The sequence below is a fragment of the Enterococcus sp. 3G6_DIV0642 genome, assembly GCF_002140635.1.
GTDB lineage: Bacteria > Bacillota > Bacilli > Lactobacillales > Enterococcaceae > Enterococcus_D > Enterococcus_D casseliflavus.
Genome location: NZ_NGLH01000001.1, coordinates 3,259,933 through 3,274,092, shown reverse-complemented (window position 1 = coordinate 3,274,092; position 14,160 = coordinate 3,259,933). Strand labels below are relative to the sequence as shown.

Sequence of the window (14,160 nt, the reverse complement as noted above, 5' to 3'; positions counted from 1 at the left end):
TTATTAGAAATCCTGCCAATCCTCCTCGGCTGCTTCGTCTTTAGAAGCGGAAGTCGGTCTTGCTTTGCGGTCTTGTCCAAACCCATAGGCATCAAAAAAGTTGCCTTTTACCCATGTGTACCGTGGATCATTCGCCTCGCTATTATCAAACGGCCCAAACGGCCCAAATGGCCGATTGCCAAACATGCCGCGATGTCCAGGAAACGGCATTTGCCGCATGGCTTCCTTGATCTGTTTTTTCGTTTGGCGTCGCTCATCAACGCCCATTTCTTGCCAAGTATCTTTCATTTGTTGCCTCATTTTTCGGCGCTCGTCATTCGACATTTCCTGCCAATTTCCGCCCCATTGCTTCATCATTTCTTCCCGAATCTCTTGCATGGCTTGCAAACGATCCATTGGGTCAATAAAGCGTTGTGCCTGCTGTTGGAAGTCCGTCTCCCATCCAGCAGCAATGTTTTCAAGAAGACGAGCAAATTCGGTTTGTTCCTCCTCTGAGAGCCCTGCAAAAAACGACTGACTGCTGGCTGCTTCTTTTTGTGCCAGTAATTTTTCTGCTTTTTTTCGGCCAGTTTCTGTCAGATAGATTCGTTTGATCCGTTTGTCAGCAGCATCTTCTTTGCGCTGAATATCGCCACTATTTTCCATTTTCTTCAATAGTTCCGCTAGAGAGCTTGGCCGTAGGTCTAAGACTTCTGCAAGATAACTTTGCACCAAGCCGTCTTCTAAATTTAAAACGGCCAGGACACGTTGCTGTCCCGAAAGGCGCTGGTTGTTTTGACTCATAAAGGCATTGCTGGCTTCGCTGATAAAACGAAGCTGTTTCATTAAGTGGTCGGTCATTGTACTCATGGTGTACACTCCTTTTGGTTTATCGTTCGGTACCTAACGATATCGATGAGTTGATTATAGTTCGGTACCGAATGAATGTCAATAAGAAGCAGCTGAGATTTTTTTCTAACAAAAAGTAAGCAGAATGATTGACTTACTAAAAGTAAGTTTGGTATGCTGAGTCCATCGTTAAAGAAACCACAACAAAAGGAGTACAAAAGAATGGTCTTTGGATTTGGGAAAAAAGAACAAATAATTGAAAAAGAAGTAATTAAAGAGGTGTATCGCACCCCTGAAAAGAAAAAAGCGCAAAAAATCGGGATCATCGTTGGCAGTACGAGAGAAGGCCGCGTGAGTCCGCAAGTAGCCGATTATGTTTTACAAACAGCACGCGCGCATAGCGACCGCTCGTTTGAAATCATTGATATCAAAGACTATGACTTGCCCTTTATGGGTACAGGTGAAGTGAACCAAGCGTGGAACGAAAAAATCGCTGAGTTAGACGGCTACATCTTCATCGTACAAGAATACAATCATGGCATATCAGCTTCCTTGAAAAATGCGTTGGACAGCGCTCGAGAGGAATGGTTCAACAAAGCAGCAGCGATCGTCAGCTATGGTTCGGCAGGAGGGATTCGTGCCGCTGAGCAAGTTCGCTTGATTTTGGCGGAACAAAAAGTAGCCACGGTGCGCACCAATCCTGCCTTCAACTTATTTACTGATTTTGAAAACTTTGCCACCTTTACCCCTGGCGAGCATATGACTGTAGGAATGAACGACATGTTGACGGAATTATTGGACTGGGCAGACACATTTGCCAATCGTTAAGAAAACAAAATAAGACAACCTTAGGAGGAACCTATCATGAAATTTGGTATTATTTTAGGCAGTACAAGAGAAGGACGCGTAAGTCCGCAAGTCGGAGCATATATTCAAGAAATTGCTAATCAACGGTCAGAGCATCAGTTTGAGATCGTTGATGTAAAGGCATTTGATTTACCGTTTATGGGAACGGCTGAGCCAAACTTGGCATGGAACAAAAAAATTTCTGAATTAGATGGCTATATCTTCATCGTGCAAGAATACAACCACGGTTTTGCAGCTTCCTTGAAAAATGCCGTAGATTCTGCTCGGGAAGAATGGTTTGATAAAGCTGCTGGGATTGTCAGCTACGGTTCTGGCGGTGGGATTCGGGCCGCTGAACAATTGCGCAACGTATTAGCTGAACAAAAAGTTGCCACGGTGCGGACCAACCCAGCCTTCAACTTATTTACTGATTTTGAAAGTTTCAGTACCTTCAAACCCGGTGAGCACATGGCTGCGGGTGTCAATGATATGCTAGATGAATTGTTGTTGTGGTCAACGGCTTTTGCCACGATTCGCTGATCTGTTTTTAAGACGCAATCATTTATAAGCGATCCTTTGCTGTTTCATCCCATGGATGGAACAGCTTTTTTGGCGTCTGCCAATCAAGGGTTCGATTGGCAAGGGTGTTTCACTGAAAGAAAGACCAAAAATCGGGTATACTAGAAGAACAGAAGATGCGGGCAACTGCTTTCGATTTTTCCAAAAACGAGCACGCAACCAGTAACAGAGGAGTGAACAAGAGCATGAATCTACTTTTTGCGATTGATGATCGGTTCAGCGAACAATTAAAAACAACGTTATATTCAATCAAACGTCATACGACAGCAGCATCTTTCGATGTCTATGTCTTACAAGAAAAAGAATTGAAACAAGGTGCAGAGCTCAAGGCTTTTTGTCAAAAGCTGGCGATGACCTATCATCCCATCATCATCGGTTCTGGCTCGATTTTTAAAACCGCGCCAGTCAGTGATCGCTACCCTGAGTCGATCTACTATCGATTATTGGCACAAAATTACTTGCCGCAGCAAGTGGAAAAAATCCTGTATCTGGATGCGGATATTTTGTGCATCAATGATTTGCGCCCCTTGTATGAGCTGACGTTAGGGGATTTTCTGTATGCCGCTGCCAGTCATTCCAAGCTGACAGAAGTGACGACGGTCATCAATAAAGTCCGTTTGCGCAATTATGAGTCAGAAGGCTACTATAATTCAGGTGTCTTGCTGATGAATGTGCACCAGCTGCGGCAAGAGGTCAAAGAAACAGAGATCGCTGCGTTCATTGAGAAAAATCATTTGAACCTCTTTTTGCCAGATCAAGACATTTTGAATGGGTTGTACGGCGATCGGGTGCTGGCGATTCCTGATCAGCTCTATAACTATGATGTACGGAAAAACCGTACGTATGAAACGATCAGTTTAGGGGAATGGAGTTTGGATTGGGTCATCGAGCATACCGTTTTGTTACATTTTTGCGGCAAAGAGAAGCCATGGAAAAAAGGCTACCGCAGCCGCTACGGGGCGCTATACAAATATGTAGAAAATGAACGCCGGAAGTTTGAAGAGGAACAATCAAAGTAGCTGTCATTGAATATAATCAAAATTACCTTGAAAGAAACGTCCACACGGCCGTTTCTTTTTTTAAGCGTTCTATTCTGCTTTTTTTCGATTCGATGGTACGATTAAATGAGAGAGTCATGAAAAAAGAAGGAGTGGAGAACATGAAATTTTTGATTTGGCTGGTCTGTGTGATCGGCATCGAAGCAACAGGAATCATCTCGAGTTTGTTTGCAGGAGACATCGCTGGAACGTATGCGCAAATGGAAAAACCTTTTTTAGCCCCTCCTGGTGGGATCATTGGGATCGTTTGGACGATTTTGTATGCCTTTATGGGAACAGCGTTGTATCTGTTGATCGTAGCCAAAGTCAATCCAGCGCTTAAAAAGAATGCCTATATCTTCTTTGCGATCCAGCAAGTACTAAACTTCTTGTGGAGTATCGTTTTCTTTGGCTGGAATGCTTACTGGGCAGGAACGGTCATTATTGTCTTGTTAGTCCTATCAGTGATTATTTGCATGATCCTCTTTGCTCGCATCGACAAAAAAGCAATGTACTTGTTTATTCCTTATTTGATTTGGTGTCTGTACGCAGGCTACTTAACGATTGGCTTAACTTTATTGAATGCCTGATAGAAAAACCCTCTTCCAAGCGTCGTGTTGGAAGAGGGTTTTTTCTTTTAGATATAGTCTTCAGTCAATTCCATAAAGCTGGCAACATCTTTTAGGACCATATCGATCCCTGCTTGCCAGAAGTCTGGTTTTGTTAAATCAACACCAAGGTGTTTTTGCGCCAGTTCTTCCGTCGTCATTGAAGCAGTATCTTGCAATAAAGCAATGTACTCTTCTTCAAAGCTAGACCCTTTTTCATTGGCATACGCATAGATCCCCATGCTAAAGAGGTAACCAAAGGTGTAAGGGAAGTTGTAAAACGGCACATCATCAATAAAGAAGTGCAATTTGGCTGCCCAGAAATGTGGATGATAAGTTGCTAACCCATCCGCATAGCTTTCTTTTTGCGCCGCTGTCATCATTTCCGTGATTTGCTCCGCTGAAACTAAGCCGTTTTGACGGGCTTGGTAGAAGCTGTTTTCAAAAATAAAGCGTGCATGGATGTTCATGAACATCGCGATCGCATTTTGCATTTTGGCATCCAATAGATTGATTTTTTCTTCCTTCGTTGTCGCTTCTTTGAGGGTTGCATCAGCAACGATCAATTCAGCAAAGGTACTTGCTGTTTCGGCAACGTTCATGGCATAGTTGCGGTTTAATTCCGGCAGCTCCCAAAGAACGCTGCTGTGAAACGCGTGACCTAACTCATGGGCAAGCGTCGCTACTTCGTTGACTGAATTGCTGTAGGTCATGAAAATACGTGACTCTTTGGTTTCTGGCAAGCTGGTGCAATAGCCGCCAGGACGTTTGCCAGGACGATCTTCTGCTTCGATCCAGCTTTTTTCAAAAGCAACTTGGGCAAAGTCAGCCATTTTAGGACTGAACTTACGGAAGTTGGTCAAAATAAAGTCAGCTGCTTCATCAAAGGTGTAGGTTCTTTCTTCCATGTCACCAAGGATGATCGGTGCATCTTGGTCTTGCCATTCCATTTTTTCTTTGCCGAAAAGCTGGGCTTTGCGGGTCAAGAAATCAACGATCGGCTGTTTGTTCTTTTGGATCGTGCCCCACATAGCATCCAATGTCGCTTTTTGCAGACGATTGTATTCTAATGGTTCTTTCAAGTAATCAGTGACCCCGTGAAGCTTGAAGGTAGAAAGGCGGAAGCCGTCTAAATGGTTCAAGGTATCTGCAAAGAGGTCTTCTTTTTCTGCCCACGTCTTTTCCCAAGTGTCAAATAAACGCGCACGAACTTCTGGATCTGGATCACCCATCATTTTATTGAAGGCTTGACCAGCGGACAAGTTGATCGTCGTGCCGTCTTCTTGAAGGAAAGGAATTTCGATTGAGGCAACGATCGTATCGTAATGTTGGCTCCAAGCATTTAAGCCATCTAAATTTAACGTGTTGATGATGGTTTCTTCTGCTTCGGATAACAATTCTTTGCCGTCGCGACGAATCTCGCTTAGACGAAAGGCGATTGGTGCTAAGTTTTCCGCGGTAAGTAATGCGGTCCAATCATCCTCAGAAATTTCTGTCAATTTTTTCGAGAAAACGGTTTGTGCTGCTTGCAGTGCTGGCAGTTTTGCGTAGAGGTCGCCGGTCAGGATTTTGGCTTTGCTGTCGTTGACATTCGCTGAAAGCAAGGCATTGATAAAGCTGCCACATTGTGAAAATCCTTGATTGATTGTGCCAGAAAGTTCGATTAATTCCTCTAATTTTGTCGCATTGTCTGAAGCGTTTGGTACCCAAGCGTCAACTTTTTCACGGTAAGTTTTGATTTCTTCTTCCAGTTGGTTCATGCGTTCTTTTAATTGAACAGAATCACTGCCTCCTGGAAAAATTGTTTCTAGATCCCAATTGATTGAATAGGTCATTCCTATCAAACCCCTTTCTTTTCCTACGATCTTATTAAGTATAGCATAGCCACATTTAGTCGCAACCATCGGATTTTTTTAATCGAAAAAGGAAAGCTATTGGTTGAAAAAGTTCTTTTCTTTCGTAAGCTTTGCCTGCATTGGGCGGGGAGGTCAAAATCAAAGAAAAGAACAAAATCGATCATTTTTTGATTCTCATCAAATTCTTATTTAAAAATTGCTGAATAAATATTACATAAAAAAAATAACAACGAGTAAAAAAACGCTCGCAAGAAGATATTCACTCTTTATTGCATAATGACAAATGCTTTGCATAATGAAGGCGAAATACGTCGCTTGGTAAGCGCATACATTCTTGTACTATGTAGGCGTAATCAAAACAAAGGAGGATGTAAAGAAATGTCAAATGCTATTCATGTTTTTTCAGAAATCGGCCGCTTGAAGCAAGTCATGCTCCATCGCCCTGGTCGAGAATTAGAAAACCTCGTGCCTGATCATTTAAATCGCTTGTTATTTGATGATATTCCCTTTTTGGAACAAGCAAGGGCTGAACATGATCAATTTGCCGATGTATTGCGTAATAATAATGTGGAGGTGTTGTATTTAGAAGATTTAGCAGCAGAAGCGTTAACTAGTCAAGAAATCAAAGAGCAGTTTATCAAGGAATATTTAGAAGAAACAACGTTACAAAGCCCAGAAATCATTGCTGAAATTACCGATTATTTCTTATCTTTTGAAGATAACCGTCAATTCATCGATAAAACGATGGCAGGTCTAGCGAAAAATGAACTGAAATTGCCCCATAGTCAAAGCTTAGCTGGTGCTGCGGATGACCAGTATCCGTTTTTGATCGATCCAATGCCGAATTTGTATTTCACTCGTGATCCGTTTGCGACGATCGGTAACGGGGTTTCCTTGAATCGCATGTATTCAGAAACAAGACGTCGTGAAACGTTGTATGGCAAATACATTTTTGCTCATCATCCAATGTTCCAACAACAGCCACCGCACTTGCTTTATGACCGTGATCAGCCAACACGAATTGAAGGTGGCGATGAATTGGTTCTGTCAAAACGAGTGTTAGCGATCGGGATCTCCCAACGAACAGATGCCACTTCCATTGAACAGTTGGCTCGTAATGTGTTCCAACATGAACCAAGTTTTGAGTACGTCTTAGCTTTTGATATTGGTCAAGAACGCAAATTCATGCATTTAGATACGGTATTTACAATGGTTGATTATGACAAATTTACGATCCATCCAGAAATTGAAGGAGAACTGACCGTTTATTCAATCTCACGTGACGGGGATGGCGTAACCATCAAAGAAGAAAAAGATACGTTAGAAAACATTTTGTGCCGCTACTTAGAATTAGATGCAGTGGAATTGATTCGCTGTGGGGGGAACGATTTGGTCGCTGCAGCTCGGGAACAATGGAATGACGGTTCCAATACCTTGACGATCGCACCTGGCGAAGTCGTGGTCTATGACCGCAACACGATCACCAATCAAAAATTAACTGAAGCCGGCATCAAATTGCATAAAATCTCCGGCAGTGAATTGGTTCGCGGCCGTGGCGGCCCTCGCTGCATGAGCATGCCATTTATTAGAGAAGATATTTAATCTAGAGGAGGAATTACTAATGAAACAAGTATTTAAAGGAAGAAGCTTCTTAGCAGAAAAAGATTTTACGAAAGCCGAGTTAGAATACCTGATTGATTTTTCAATCTATTTGAAACAGTTGAAAAAGCAAAATATTTCTCATCGCTATTTGGAAGGCAAGAACATCGCCCTCTTATTTGAAAAAACGTCGACTCGGACACGGGCGGCATTTACGACGGCTGCCATCGATCTTGGTGCCCATCCAGAATTTTTAGGTGCGAATGATATCCAGCTAGGCAAAAAAGAATCCGTTGAAGATACCGCCAGAGTTTTAGGCAGCATGTTTGATGGCATTGAGTTCCGCGGGTTCAGCCAACAAGTCGTTGAAGATTTAGCCAAATTCTCTGGCGTTCCTGTTTGGAATGGCTTGACCGATGAATGGCATCCAACCCAAATGATCGCTGACTTCATGACGATCAAAGAAAACTTCGGTACATTAGAAAACATTACGTTAGTCTATGTGGGCGATGGCCGAAACAATATGGCGAATAGTTTGTTAGTGACGGGGGCGATTTTAGGTGTCAATGTTCGCATCTGTGCACCAAAAGAACTTTTCCCAGCTGAAGAAGTGACAGACTATGCCAACAAATTTGCCAAAGAATCTGGCAGTCAGCTGATGGTAACAGACGATATTCAAAAAGGCGTCAAAGATGCCGATGTTCTGTATACCGATGTTTGGGTTTCAATGGGGGAAGAAGACCAGTTTGAAGAACGGGTGAAGCTGTTGAAAGATTACCAAATCAACCGCGAAATGGTAATGGCGACTGGAAAACAAGACGATGGCTTGATCGTGCTTCACTGCTTGCCAGCGTTCCATGATACGAATACGACGTATGGAAAAATGATCGAAGAAAAATTCGGCATTTCTGAAATGGAGATCACAGACGACATTTTCCGCAGTCACTGGGGCCGTCAATTTGAAGAGGCTGAAAACCGAATGCACTCGATCAAAGCAATCATGGCAGTAACCTTAGGCGATCTCTTTATTCCTAGAGTGTAAGAAGGAGCAGTGAGCAGATGAGTGAAAAGAAACCAACGATCGTTGTCGCCCTTGGCGGCAACGCTATCCTAGCAGATGATGCCAGTGCCAAAGGGCAAAAAGAACGGCTTAAACAGACCGTCGAGTATTTAATTCCCCTGATCCAAAAAGACGTTCATTTGATCATTACCCATGGGAATGGGCCTCAAGTGGGAAATTTGGTTTTGCAGCAACAAGCCAGTGATTCTAGCAAAAACCCAGCGATGCCTTTAGATACTTGCGTGGCAATGACGCAAGGCAGTATTGGCTATTGGCTGCAAAATGAGCTGAGAATCCAGTTGAAAGAAGCCCAAATGGCTAAGCCGGTGGTAACAGTGGTGACGGAAATTACAGTCGATGCGCAAGATCCAGCATTTGCCCATCCGACCAAACCGATCGGTCCTTTCTTAACGGAAACAGCTGCCAAAGAAGCCATGGCAGCAACAGATGCCATCTATCGTGAAGATGCTGGTCGTGGTTGGCGGAAAGTCGTTGCCAGTCCTGCACCACAAGCGATTCAAGAAGTTGCCAGCATCAAGGCGCTGATTGAACAAAACACGATCGTTATTTGCGCAGGCGGCGGGGGCATTCCCGTGTTAGATAATGGGCTGGGGGTTGAAGCCGTGATCGATAAAGATTTTGCTTCTGAAAAATTGGCTCGTTTAGTCGATGCGGATCAGCTGATCATTTTGACGGGCGTGGAAAAAATCGCTTTGAACTTTGGCAAGGAAAATGAGCAGTGGTTGGATCATGTGACCGCCGCTGAATTGGAAACCTATGTCGATGAAGGGCATTTTTCACCGGGAAGCATGTTACCGAAAGTACAAGCAGCTTTGAATTTTGTCAAAATGGGCACAGAGAAACGGGCAGTGATTACTTCCTTAGATAAGCTGGCAGAAATTGAAGACGCTGGTACACAGATCACCTGGAAATAAGCGAAGTAGCAAAGCAAGTCCAAAACATTGGAGTGAGAGAAATGATCGACTACCAAATAAAAGATCCATCAACAAGAGCGAATAGCTTTCAATGGCTGGAAGAAGAAAATCAACAGCGATTGAAGGAGCATATTTACTGCCGTACGTACAAAAAAGGCCAAGTGCTTTTTTATGAAGGCGACGTAAGAGATCGGATATTCCATGTGATCGAAGGTCTCGTACGGATCGAAAAAACCGACGGAACTGATTCCTATTGTTATGTAGATTTTGTTGGGCCTGATCAGTTATTTCCTTTGATTGGCTTGTTTGAAAGAGACAACTATGATGTATCGGCATTCGCTGCAACAGACATTGTCGTGCAGTTTGCAGCGATGTCGCTGTTTGAACCGCTGGTTGTTTCATCTACAAGTCAGTTGCTGTGGCTGAATCAGCAAATGAGCCAGCAGTTGGAGAAGCAAAGACGCCGAGTGGAGTACTGTGTCACCTCTAGCGCGCAGACAAGAGTCGTCAATACGATCGGTCTCTTGATGATCGAGCACGGACAGTCACAAGGAGAGCAGATTCGCATTCCTTTTCCAGTTTTTATCAATGATATTGCTAAATACAGTGGAACGACGCGAGAGACGGTCAGTCAAACCATCAAGGCGCTCGTGCATAAAAGAAAGATTTATTATCGTTACAAAGAACTCATTATTTATGACAAAGATTATTTTTCCCATGTTGCGAATTGACCACAGACAGATTAGCTGTTGGCAATTTGCATCTAAGATTGATTCAATAGAGGAGGAACGAAGATGAAAAAAAAGCAAAAAGAAAAAAAGTCGCTGACATCGTTCAGTATCTTATTTCTGATCATTATTGCGTTGACGGTCGCTTCTTGGCTACTAGCCGGTCAGCCCTTTGCACCTTCATTACCAGCAGGGCAAGAAGAGATGGTCAGCCAAGTCGTCGGTGCCAAGTTTTCTGATTTCTTTATGGCGCCTTTTAACGGATTTCGTGATGCGATCGAGATCTGTGTGTTTATTCTTTGTTTGGGTGGCTTTTTGAATATTGTCACACGAACAGGCGCTTTAGAAGCTGGTATTCAGCATTTGGTCAAAAAACTCAAAGGCAACGAGTTGATTTTGATCCCGATTTTGATGGTGTTGTTTTCGATTGGTGGCTCAACTTATGGAATGGCGGAAGAAACGATTCCGTTCTATTCCTTATTAGCAATCACAATGGTGGCATCGGGCTTTGATACGATCGTCGCAGCAGGAACCGTCATGTTGGGGGCGGGTGCCGGTGTGATCGGCTCCACCGTTAATCCCTTTGCTACAGGGGTGGCAATGGATGCTTTACGAAGCATCGATATTGCTCCGAATAATGGCACGATCCTAGTAGTTGGCGCATTGCTTTGGCTAGTCACGACCGCGTATTGTATCTTTGTGGTGATGTCTTATGCCAAAAAAGTTAAAGCCGACAAAGGCTCCACGATCTTATCGCTGCAAGAGCAAAAAGAAATGGAAGAACATTTTGTCAAAGATACGAACGAAGACTTAGCGTTTACGCAAAAGCATCGCCTGATTTTGACGATTTTTGGCTTATCCTTTGTGATCATGGTGGTTTCCTTGATTCCTTGGGGCGACTTTGATATCCACGTGTTTGACGGTTGGACCGCCTTTTTGACCGGTAATAGCTTCGGTGAATGGTATTTTGGTGATTTGGCTATGTGGTTCTTCTACATCAGTATCATCATTGCATTGATTCAAGGATTCTCAGAAAAAGAAATCGTGACCAACTTTATCGATGGGGTCAAAGACATTTTATCCGTTGTCTTGATCATCGTTGTGGCACGGGGGGCTTCCTACATTATGCAAACGACGTACTTGGATCTGTTTATTTTGGATCGGGCTTCCCATCTTTTAGAAGGGTTATCACCTGTCCTGTTCGTAATTGGCGCCTATATTTTGTATCTGCTCTTATCGTTCTTGATTCCATCGACTTCAGGACTGGCATATGTATCGATCCCTATCATGGGTGCCTTGGCGCAAAGCATCGGACTCAATCCGAACGTCATGGTCATGATCTTTACTGCTGGTTGCGGATTAGTGAATTTGATCACACCAACTTCTGGCGTCGTGATGGGCGGATTGGAGCTGGCGCGGGTCAACTATTCTACTTGGACTCGCTTTATGCGCAAACCGTTACTGGTTATCGGAATTTCCAATCTTGCCATTTTAATCTTCTCGATGCTGTTCTTGTAAGCTGCGTTTCAAGAAGTGAACGAGACGGATCAACTATTTCAGTAAGCGAGGCGACTTGAGAGGAGCGGATCAAGTAAATGAAAAAAAAAGAGCGACAAGCAATTATCAAAAAACTCTTTGTCCTACATCGGATTGAGTCTCAAGAAGAATTGATGAATTTATTAAAAAAAGAAAATGTTTCAGCTACCCAAGCCACGATTTCTAGAGACATGCGGGAAATGAACATCGCTAAAACGTATGCCAAAAATGGCCGACCGTATTATTCGATCTTTGAATCCAAAGAGCAGGATCTAGAAGACAGAATTGCGTTTTCGATGTATGAGTATCTAAAAAAGATTACGCAGATTGACTTTTTAGTTGTCGTTCATACGGCTGAAAACGGCGCCGATGTGATCGCCAATTATCTTGATGAAATGGAGCTGCCAGAAATTGTCGGCACGATTGCAGGGTTTGATATTTTATTGATCATCACGCCGTCACAAGAAGCGGCAGCAGAGGTCGTCGAGCGGTTGAATCATTATGTAGAAGGCTACGAGATGGGTTCGTCATTATTTACTGGAGAAAAAAACGCAAAACAGCCCTGAGAATCGTTGAGGAAGCTGAACGTCACAAGCCCAAAGATCTCACAACCAAACGGGTGACGGCTTTTCATACCGATGGCTATTTTTAAAAAGAAAGAGTGCTTCTAAACTTGACGGAAGCACTCTTTTTGTGTGTGCAATGTCTCCACGGTTTGCTGGAAAAACAGTTGCATCACCAAATGAAAATGGTAAGATAGGAAAATGAGGAGTGAAAACTATGAAAAAATTACTGAAAGAACCGAACTTTTACTTTTGTATCGCAATTGCGGTAATGGTCATCCTCTTTATCAGCTCTTCACAAACCTATGAGCAGCAATCACAAATCGGGTTGCTTTCACGAATCTTAAAAAATGAACCATTGAAAGATTGGTTGGAGACGATCTCTTTTTCCTATGCTGGGTCGGAGATCAGTATTGCGGAAAAAGGCTATTTCTCATTTGTGGAATTTTTCATTCGCAAAGGTGCGCATTTCTTCACTTATTTTGTCTTAGGGGGCAGTTTGTTCTTAACGCTTAGTTTGCGAAAACAGCCTTTTTGGCTAGCCGCTTTTTTTGCTTGGTTGGCAGCCACCGGCTACGCTGGGATCGATGAATACCATCAAATGCTGACGGGAGGACGGACGCCGCTTTTTCAAGATGTCATGCTGGATTCAGCTGGAGCACTGACCGCCGTTCTTTTGGGGTGGTTGATTTGTCAGCTATCGAAAAAGTCACCTAAACGCCGCAAAACATAACGAGTTGTCGACGTTTTTTAAGCAGTAAGCTGTCAGAAAGTATAAAAAACAAGAGGCGAAACCAATGGAAAAAAGTTTGAGCAGTGTTAAAAGCAAATCGGAGTTTGTCGTGCATGAAAGTTTGCCGGTGGGGATTCTTCTTGCGATGGCAGGTGGTTTTTTAGATGCGTATACCTACTTGTTTCACGGGGAAGTATTTGCAAGTATGCAGTCGGGGAATGTCATTTTGTTAGGGATCAATCTTTCAACGGGGCAGTTTGAACAAGCCTTTCGATATCTGCCGCCAATCTTCATGTTTTTAGTGGGGATCGTAGTGACGAATTATCTGCAGCATCATTTTCCGACAGGGGGCTGGATCGTTTGGCAAAATGCCGCATTGATTTTTGAAGCAATCGGTATTTTGGTTCTGGGCTTTTTTGCTCGATCATTCCCCAATGTCATGATCGATTCGGGGTTATCTTTTTTTGCAGCGATTCAATATGCCGCCTATCGTCGATTGGCAGGGATGCCCTATGCCACCACGATGACCACCGGCAACTTACGTTCACTGGCTGATTATGTGTACATGCGCTGGTTTAAAAAGGACCGATCAGTGACACCCAAGATCATTTCTATTTCCTTGATCATCGGCGGCTTCTTTTTTGGTGCAGTCTTAAGCAGCTTGCTAGGGATTTTCTTATTCCACCGCACTATCTGGGTGGTTTCAGGGATTTTAGCCTTGGTGTTGGGGATCACGATCCATCATCAAAATAAACAATAGAAAAAAGACATTCGCTGGAATGTCTTTTTTGTCTTACTTTTTGGTGCTTGTGCGTGAATCTTTGAGATACAGTGCCGTTTCTACGAGTAGCGCTGCTAGAAGATAGCTGCCAAAAACGGCTACTTGGTAAAAAGCCTCTGCGATCAGCTCGTTGTGATGCAATAAAACGACCCCGCCTAGAAAGAGCATCGCTAACAAGGAGAACCACTGCTGGGCAAAACGCCAATTGCTGACACTGGCTGTACTGCGCTTGGTGCGAAAGCCGAATACATAATTGGGTTCTTCTCGGAAAAAGCACCAGAAGACGATGAAAAAAATACCCGTAAAAATCAACAACAAAAGTCCAATATCGATCGAGATCACTACCTTTCACGTGCGATTTGTTGGATAAGTAAGTGAAGCAACTAAAGATGAGTACATACTTATTGTATCCGCTATGAACGCTTCTATGAAGGGGAACAATCGAAAAATACGTGCTTCTAGCAAAAAAAC

The 14,160-nt window shown here is 43.3% G+C and carries 15 protein-coding genes; 12 read left to right on the top strand and 3 right to left on the bottom strand.

What is annotated here, in order from left to right; all coding sequences use genetic code 11:
• Nucleotides 1-3: 3 nt before the first annotated feature.
• A complete protein-coding gene (locus A5878_RS15815; protein ID WP_034869462.1) occupies nt 4-849 on the bottom strand; it encodes a MarR family winged helix-turn-helix transcriptional regulator in 846 nt (281 codons plus the stop codon).
• Nucleotides 850-1,050: 201 nt separating this feature from the next.
• Between A5878_RS15815 and A5878_RS15810 the strand changes: the two genes are divergently transcribed.
• The 4 genes from A5878_RS15810 to A5878_RS15795 all read left to right on the top strand — a co-directional run bounded on the left by A5878_RS15810 (nt 1,051) and on the right by A5878_RS15795 (nt 3,880).
• Nucleotides 1,051-1,656, top strand: coding sequence for an NADPH-dependent FMN reductase (locus tag A5878_RS15810; RefSeq protein ID WP_005230680.1), 606 nt, complete (start codon nt 1,051-1,053; stop codon nt 1,654-1,656).
• Nucleotides 1,657-1,692: 36 nt separating this feature from the next.
• The gene (locus A5878_RS15805) at nt 1,693-2,214 is read left to right on the top strand and encodes an NADPH-dependent FMN reductase (RefSeq protein ID WP_005230681.1); all 522 of its coding nucleotides are present in this window, start codon (nt 1,693-1,695) and stop codon (nt 2,212-2,214) included.
• Between the two features lie 224 nt (nt 2,215-2,438).
• Nucleotides 2,439-3,272, top strand: coding sequence for a glycosyltransferase family 8 protein (locus A5878_RS15800; RefSeq protein WP_005230685.1), 834 nt, complete (start codon nt 2,439-2,441; stop codon nt 3,270-3,272).
• Nucleotides 3,273-3,412: 140 nt separating this feature from the next.
• Nucleotides 3,413-3,880, top strand: coding sequence for a TspO/MBR family protein (locus A5878_RS15795; protein WP_010748985.1), 468 nt, complete (start codon nt 3,413-3,415; stop codon nt 3,878-3,880).
• A 47-nt stretch (nt 3,881-3,927) separates the two neighbouring features.
• On the opposite strand, the gene A5878_RS15790 is transcribed toward A5878_RS15795, so the two are convergent.
• Nucleotides 3,928-5,733, bottom strand: coding sequence for a M3 family oligoendopeptidase (locus A5878_RS15790; protein ID WP_060791883.1), 1,806 nt, complete (start codon nt 5,731-5,733; stop codon nt 3,928-3,930).
• 399 nt (nt 5,734-6,132) lie between these two features.
• Between A5878_RS15790 and arcA the strand changes: the two genes are divergently transcribed.
• The 8 genes from arcA to A5878_RS15750 all read left to right on the top strand — a co-directional run bounded on the left by arcA (nt 6,133) and on the right by A5878_RS15750 (nt 13,668).
• On the top strand, nt 6,133-7,356 hold the full coding sequence (gene arcA / locus A5878_RS15785) for an arginine deiminase (protein ID WP_005230691.1): 1,224 nt from the start codon (nt 6,133-6,135) through the stop codon (nt 7,354-7,356).
• A 19-nt stretch (nt 7,357-7,375) separates the two neighbouring features.
• On the top strand, nt 7,376-8,395 hold the full coding sequence (gene argF, locus A5878_RS15780) for an ornithine carbamoyltransferase (protein ID WP_005230693.1): 1,020 nt from the start codon (nt 7,376-7,378) through the stop codon (nt 8,393-8,395).
• A gap of 17 nt (nt 8,396-8,412) precedes the next feature.
• Nucleotides 8,413-9,348: a carbamate kinase gene (gene arcC / locus A5878_RS15775; RefSeq protein ID WP_005230702.1), complete on the top strand. Its 936-nt coding sequence runs from the start codon at nt 8,413-8,415 to the stop codon at nt 9,346-9,348.
• Nucleotides 9,349-9,389: 41 nt separating this feature from the next.
• On the top strand, nt 9,390-10,079 hold the full coding sequence (locus A5878_RS15770; RefSeq protein ID WP_005230704.1) for a Crp/Fnr family transcriptional regulator: 690 nt from the start codon (nt 9,390-9,392) through the stop codon (nt 10,077-10,079).
• A gap of 63 nt (nt 10,080-10,142) precedes the next feature.
• The gene (locus tag A5878_RS15765; RefSeq protein WP_005230705.1) at nt 10,143-11,594 is read left to right on the top strand and encodes a YfcC family protein; all 1,452 of its coding nucleotides are present in this window, start codon (nt 10,143-10,145) and stop codon (nt 11,592-11,594) included.
• A gap of 77 nt (nt 11,595-11,671) precedes the next feature.
• Nucleotides 11,672-12,178 carry an arginine repressor gene (locus A5878_RS15760; RefSeq protein ID WP_005230706.1) on the top strand — a complete coding sequence of 169 codons (507 nt, stop codon included), beginning with the start codon at nt 11,672-11,674 and terminating at the stop codon, nt 12,176-12,178.
• A 214-nt stretch (nt 12,179-12,392) separates the two neighbouring features.
• Nucleotides 12,393-12,908, top strand: coding sequence for a VanZ family protein (locus A5878_RS15755; protein WP_034869460.1), 516 nt, complete (start codon nt 12,393-12,395; stop codon nt 12,906-12,908).
• A gap of 64 nt (nt 12,909-12,972) precedes the next feature.
• Complete coding sequence (locus A5878_RS15750) at nt 12,973-13,668, top strand: YoaK family protein (RefSeq protein ID WP_005230708.1); 696 nt, start codon at nt 12,973-12,975, stop codon at nt 13,666-13,668.
• Nucleotides 13,669-13,701: 33 nt separating this feature from the next.
• On the opposite strand, the gene A5878_RS15745 is transcribed toward A5878_RS15750, so the two are convergent.
• Nucleotides 13,702-14,031, bottom strand: coding sequence for an SdpI family protein (locus tag A5878_RS15745; RefSeq protein WP_005230709.1), 330 nt, complete (start codon nt 14,029-14,031; stop codon nt 13,702-13,704).
• Between the last annotated feature and the right edge of the window lie 129 nt (nt 14,032-14,160).

What these genes read in the sequence shown, in the direction of transcription:
- A5878_RS15815 (WP_034869462.1), bottom strand. Translation starts at nt 849, where the DNA reads ATGAGTACAATGACCGACCACTTAATGAAACAGCTTCGTTTTATCAGC.
- A5878_RS15810 (WP_005230680.1), top strand. Translation starts at nt 1,051, where the DNA reads ATGGTCTTTGGATTTGGGAAAAAAGAACAAATAATTGAAAAAGAAGTA.
- A5878_RS15805 (WP_005230681.1), top strand. Translation starts at nt 1,693, where the DNA reads ATGAAATTTGGTATTATTTTAGGCAGTACAAGAGAAGGACGCGTAAGT.
- A5878_RS15800 (WP_005230685.1), top strand. Translation starts at nt 2,439, where the DNA reads ATGAATCTACTTTTTGCGATTGATGATCGGTTCAGCGAACAATTAAAA.
- A5878_RS15795 (WP_010748985.1), top strand. Translation starts at nt 3,413, where the DNA reads ATGAAATTTTTGATTTGGCTGGTCTGTGTGATCGGCATCGAAGCAACA.
- A5878_RS15790 (WP_060791883.1), bottom strand. Translation starts at nt 5,733, where the DNA reads ATGACCTATTCAATCAATTGGGATCTAGAAACAATTTTTCCAGGAGGC.
- arcA (WP_005230691.1), top strand. Translation starts at nt 6,133, where the DNA reads ATGTCAAATGCTATTCATGTTTTTTCAGAAATCGGCCGCTTGAAGCAA.
- argF (WP_005230693.1), top strand. Translation starts at nt 7,376, where the DNA reads ATGAAACAAGTATTTAAAGGAAGAAGCTTCTTAGCAGAAAAAGATTTT.
- arcC (WP_005230702.1), top strand. Translation starts at nt 8,413, where the DNA reads ATGAGTGAAAAGAAACCAACGATCGTTGTCGCCCTTGGCGGCAACGCT.
- A5878_RS15770 (WP_005230704.1), top strand. Translation starts at nt 9,390, where the DNA reads ATGATCGACTACCAAATAAAAGATCCATCAACAAGAGCGAATAGCTTT.
- A5878_RS15765 (WP_005230705.1), top strand. Translation starts at nt 10,143, where the DNA reads ATGAAAAAAAAGCAAAAAGAAAAAAAGTCGCTGACATCGTTCAGTATC.
- A5878_RS15760 (WP_005230706.1), top strand. Translation starts at nt 11,672, where the DNA reads ATGAAAAAAAAAGAGCGACAAGCAATTATCAAAAAACTCTTTGTCCTA.
- A5878_RS15755 (WP_034869460.1), top strand. Translation starts at nt 12,393, where the DNA reads ATGAAAAAATTACTGAAAGAACCGAACTTTTACTTTTGTATCGCAATT.
- A5878_RS15750 (WP_005230708.1), top strand. Translation starts at nt 12,973, where the DNA reads ATGGAAAAAAGTTTGAGCAGTGTTAAAAGCAAATCGGAGTTTGTCGTG.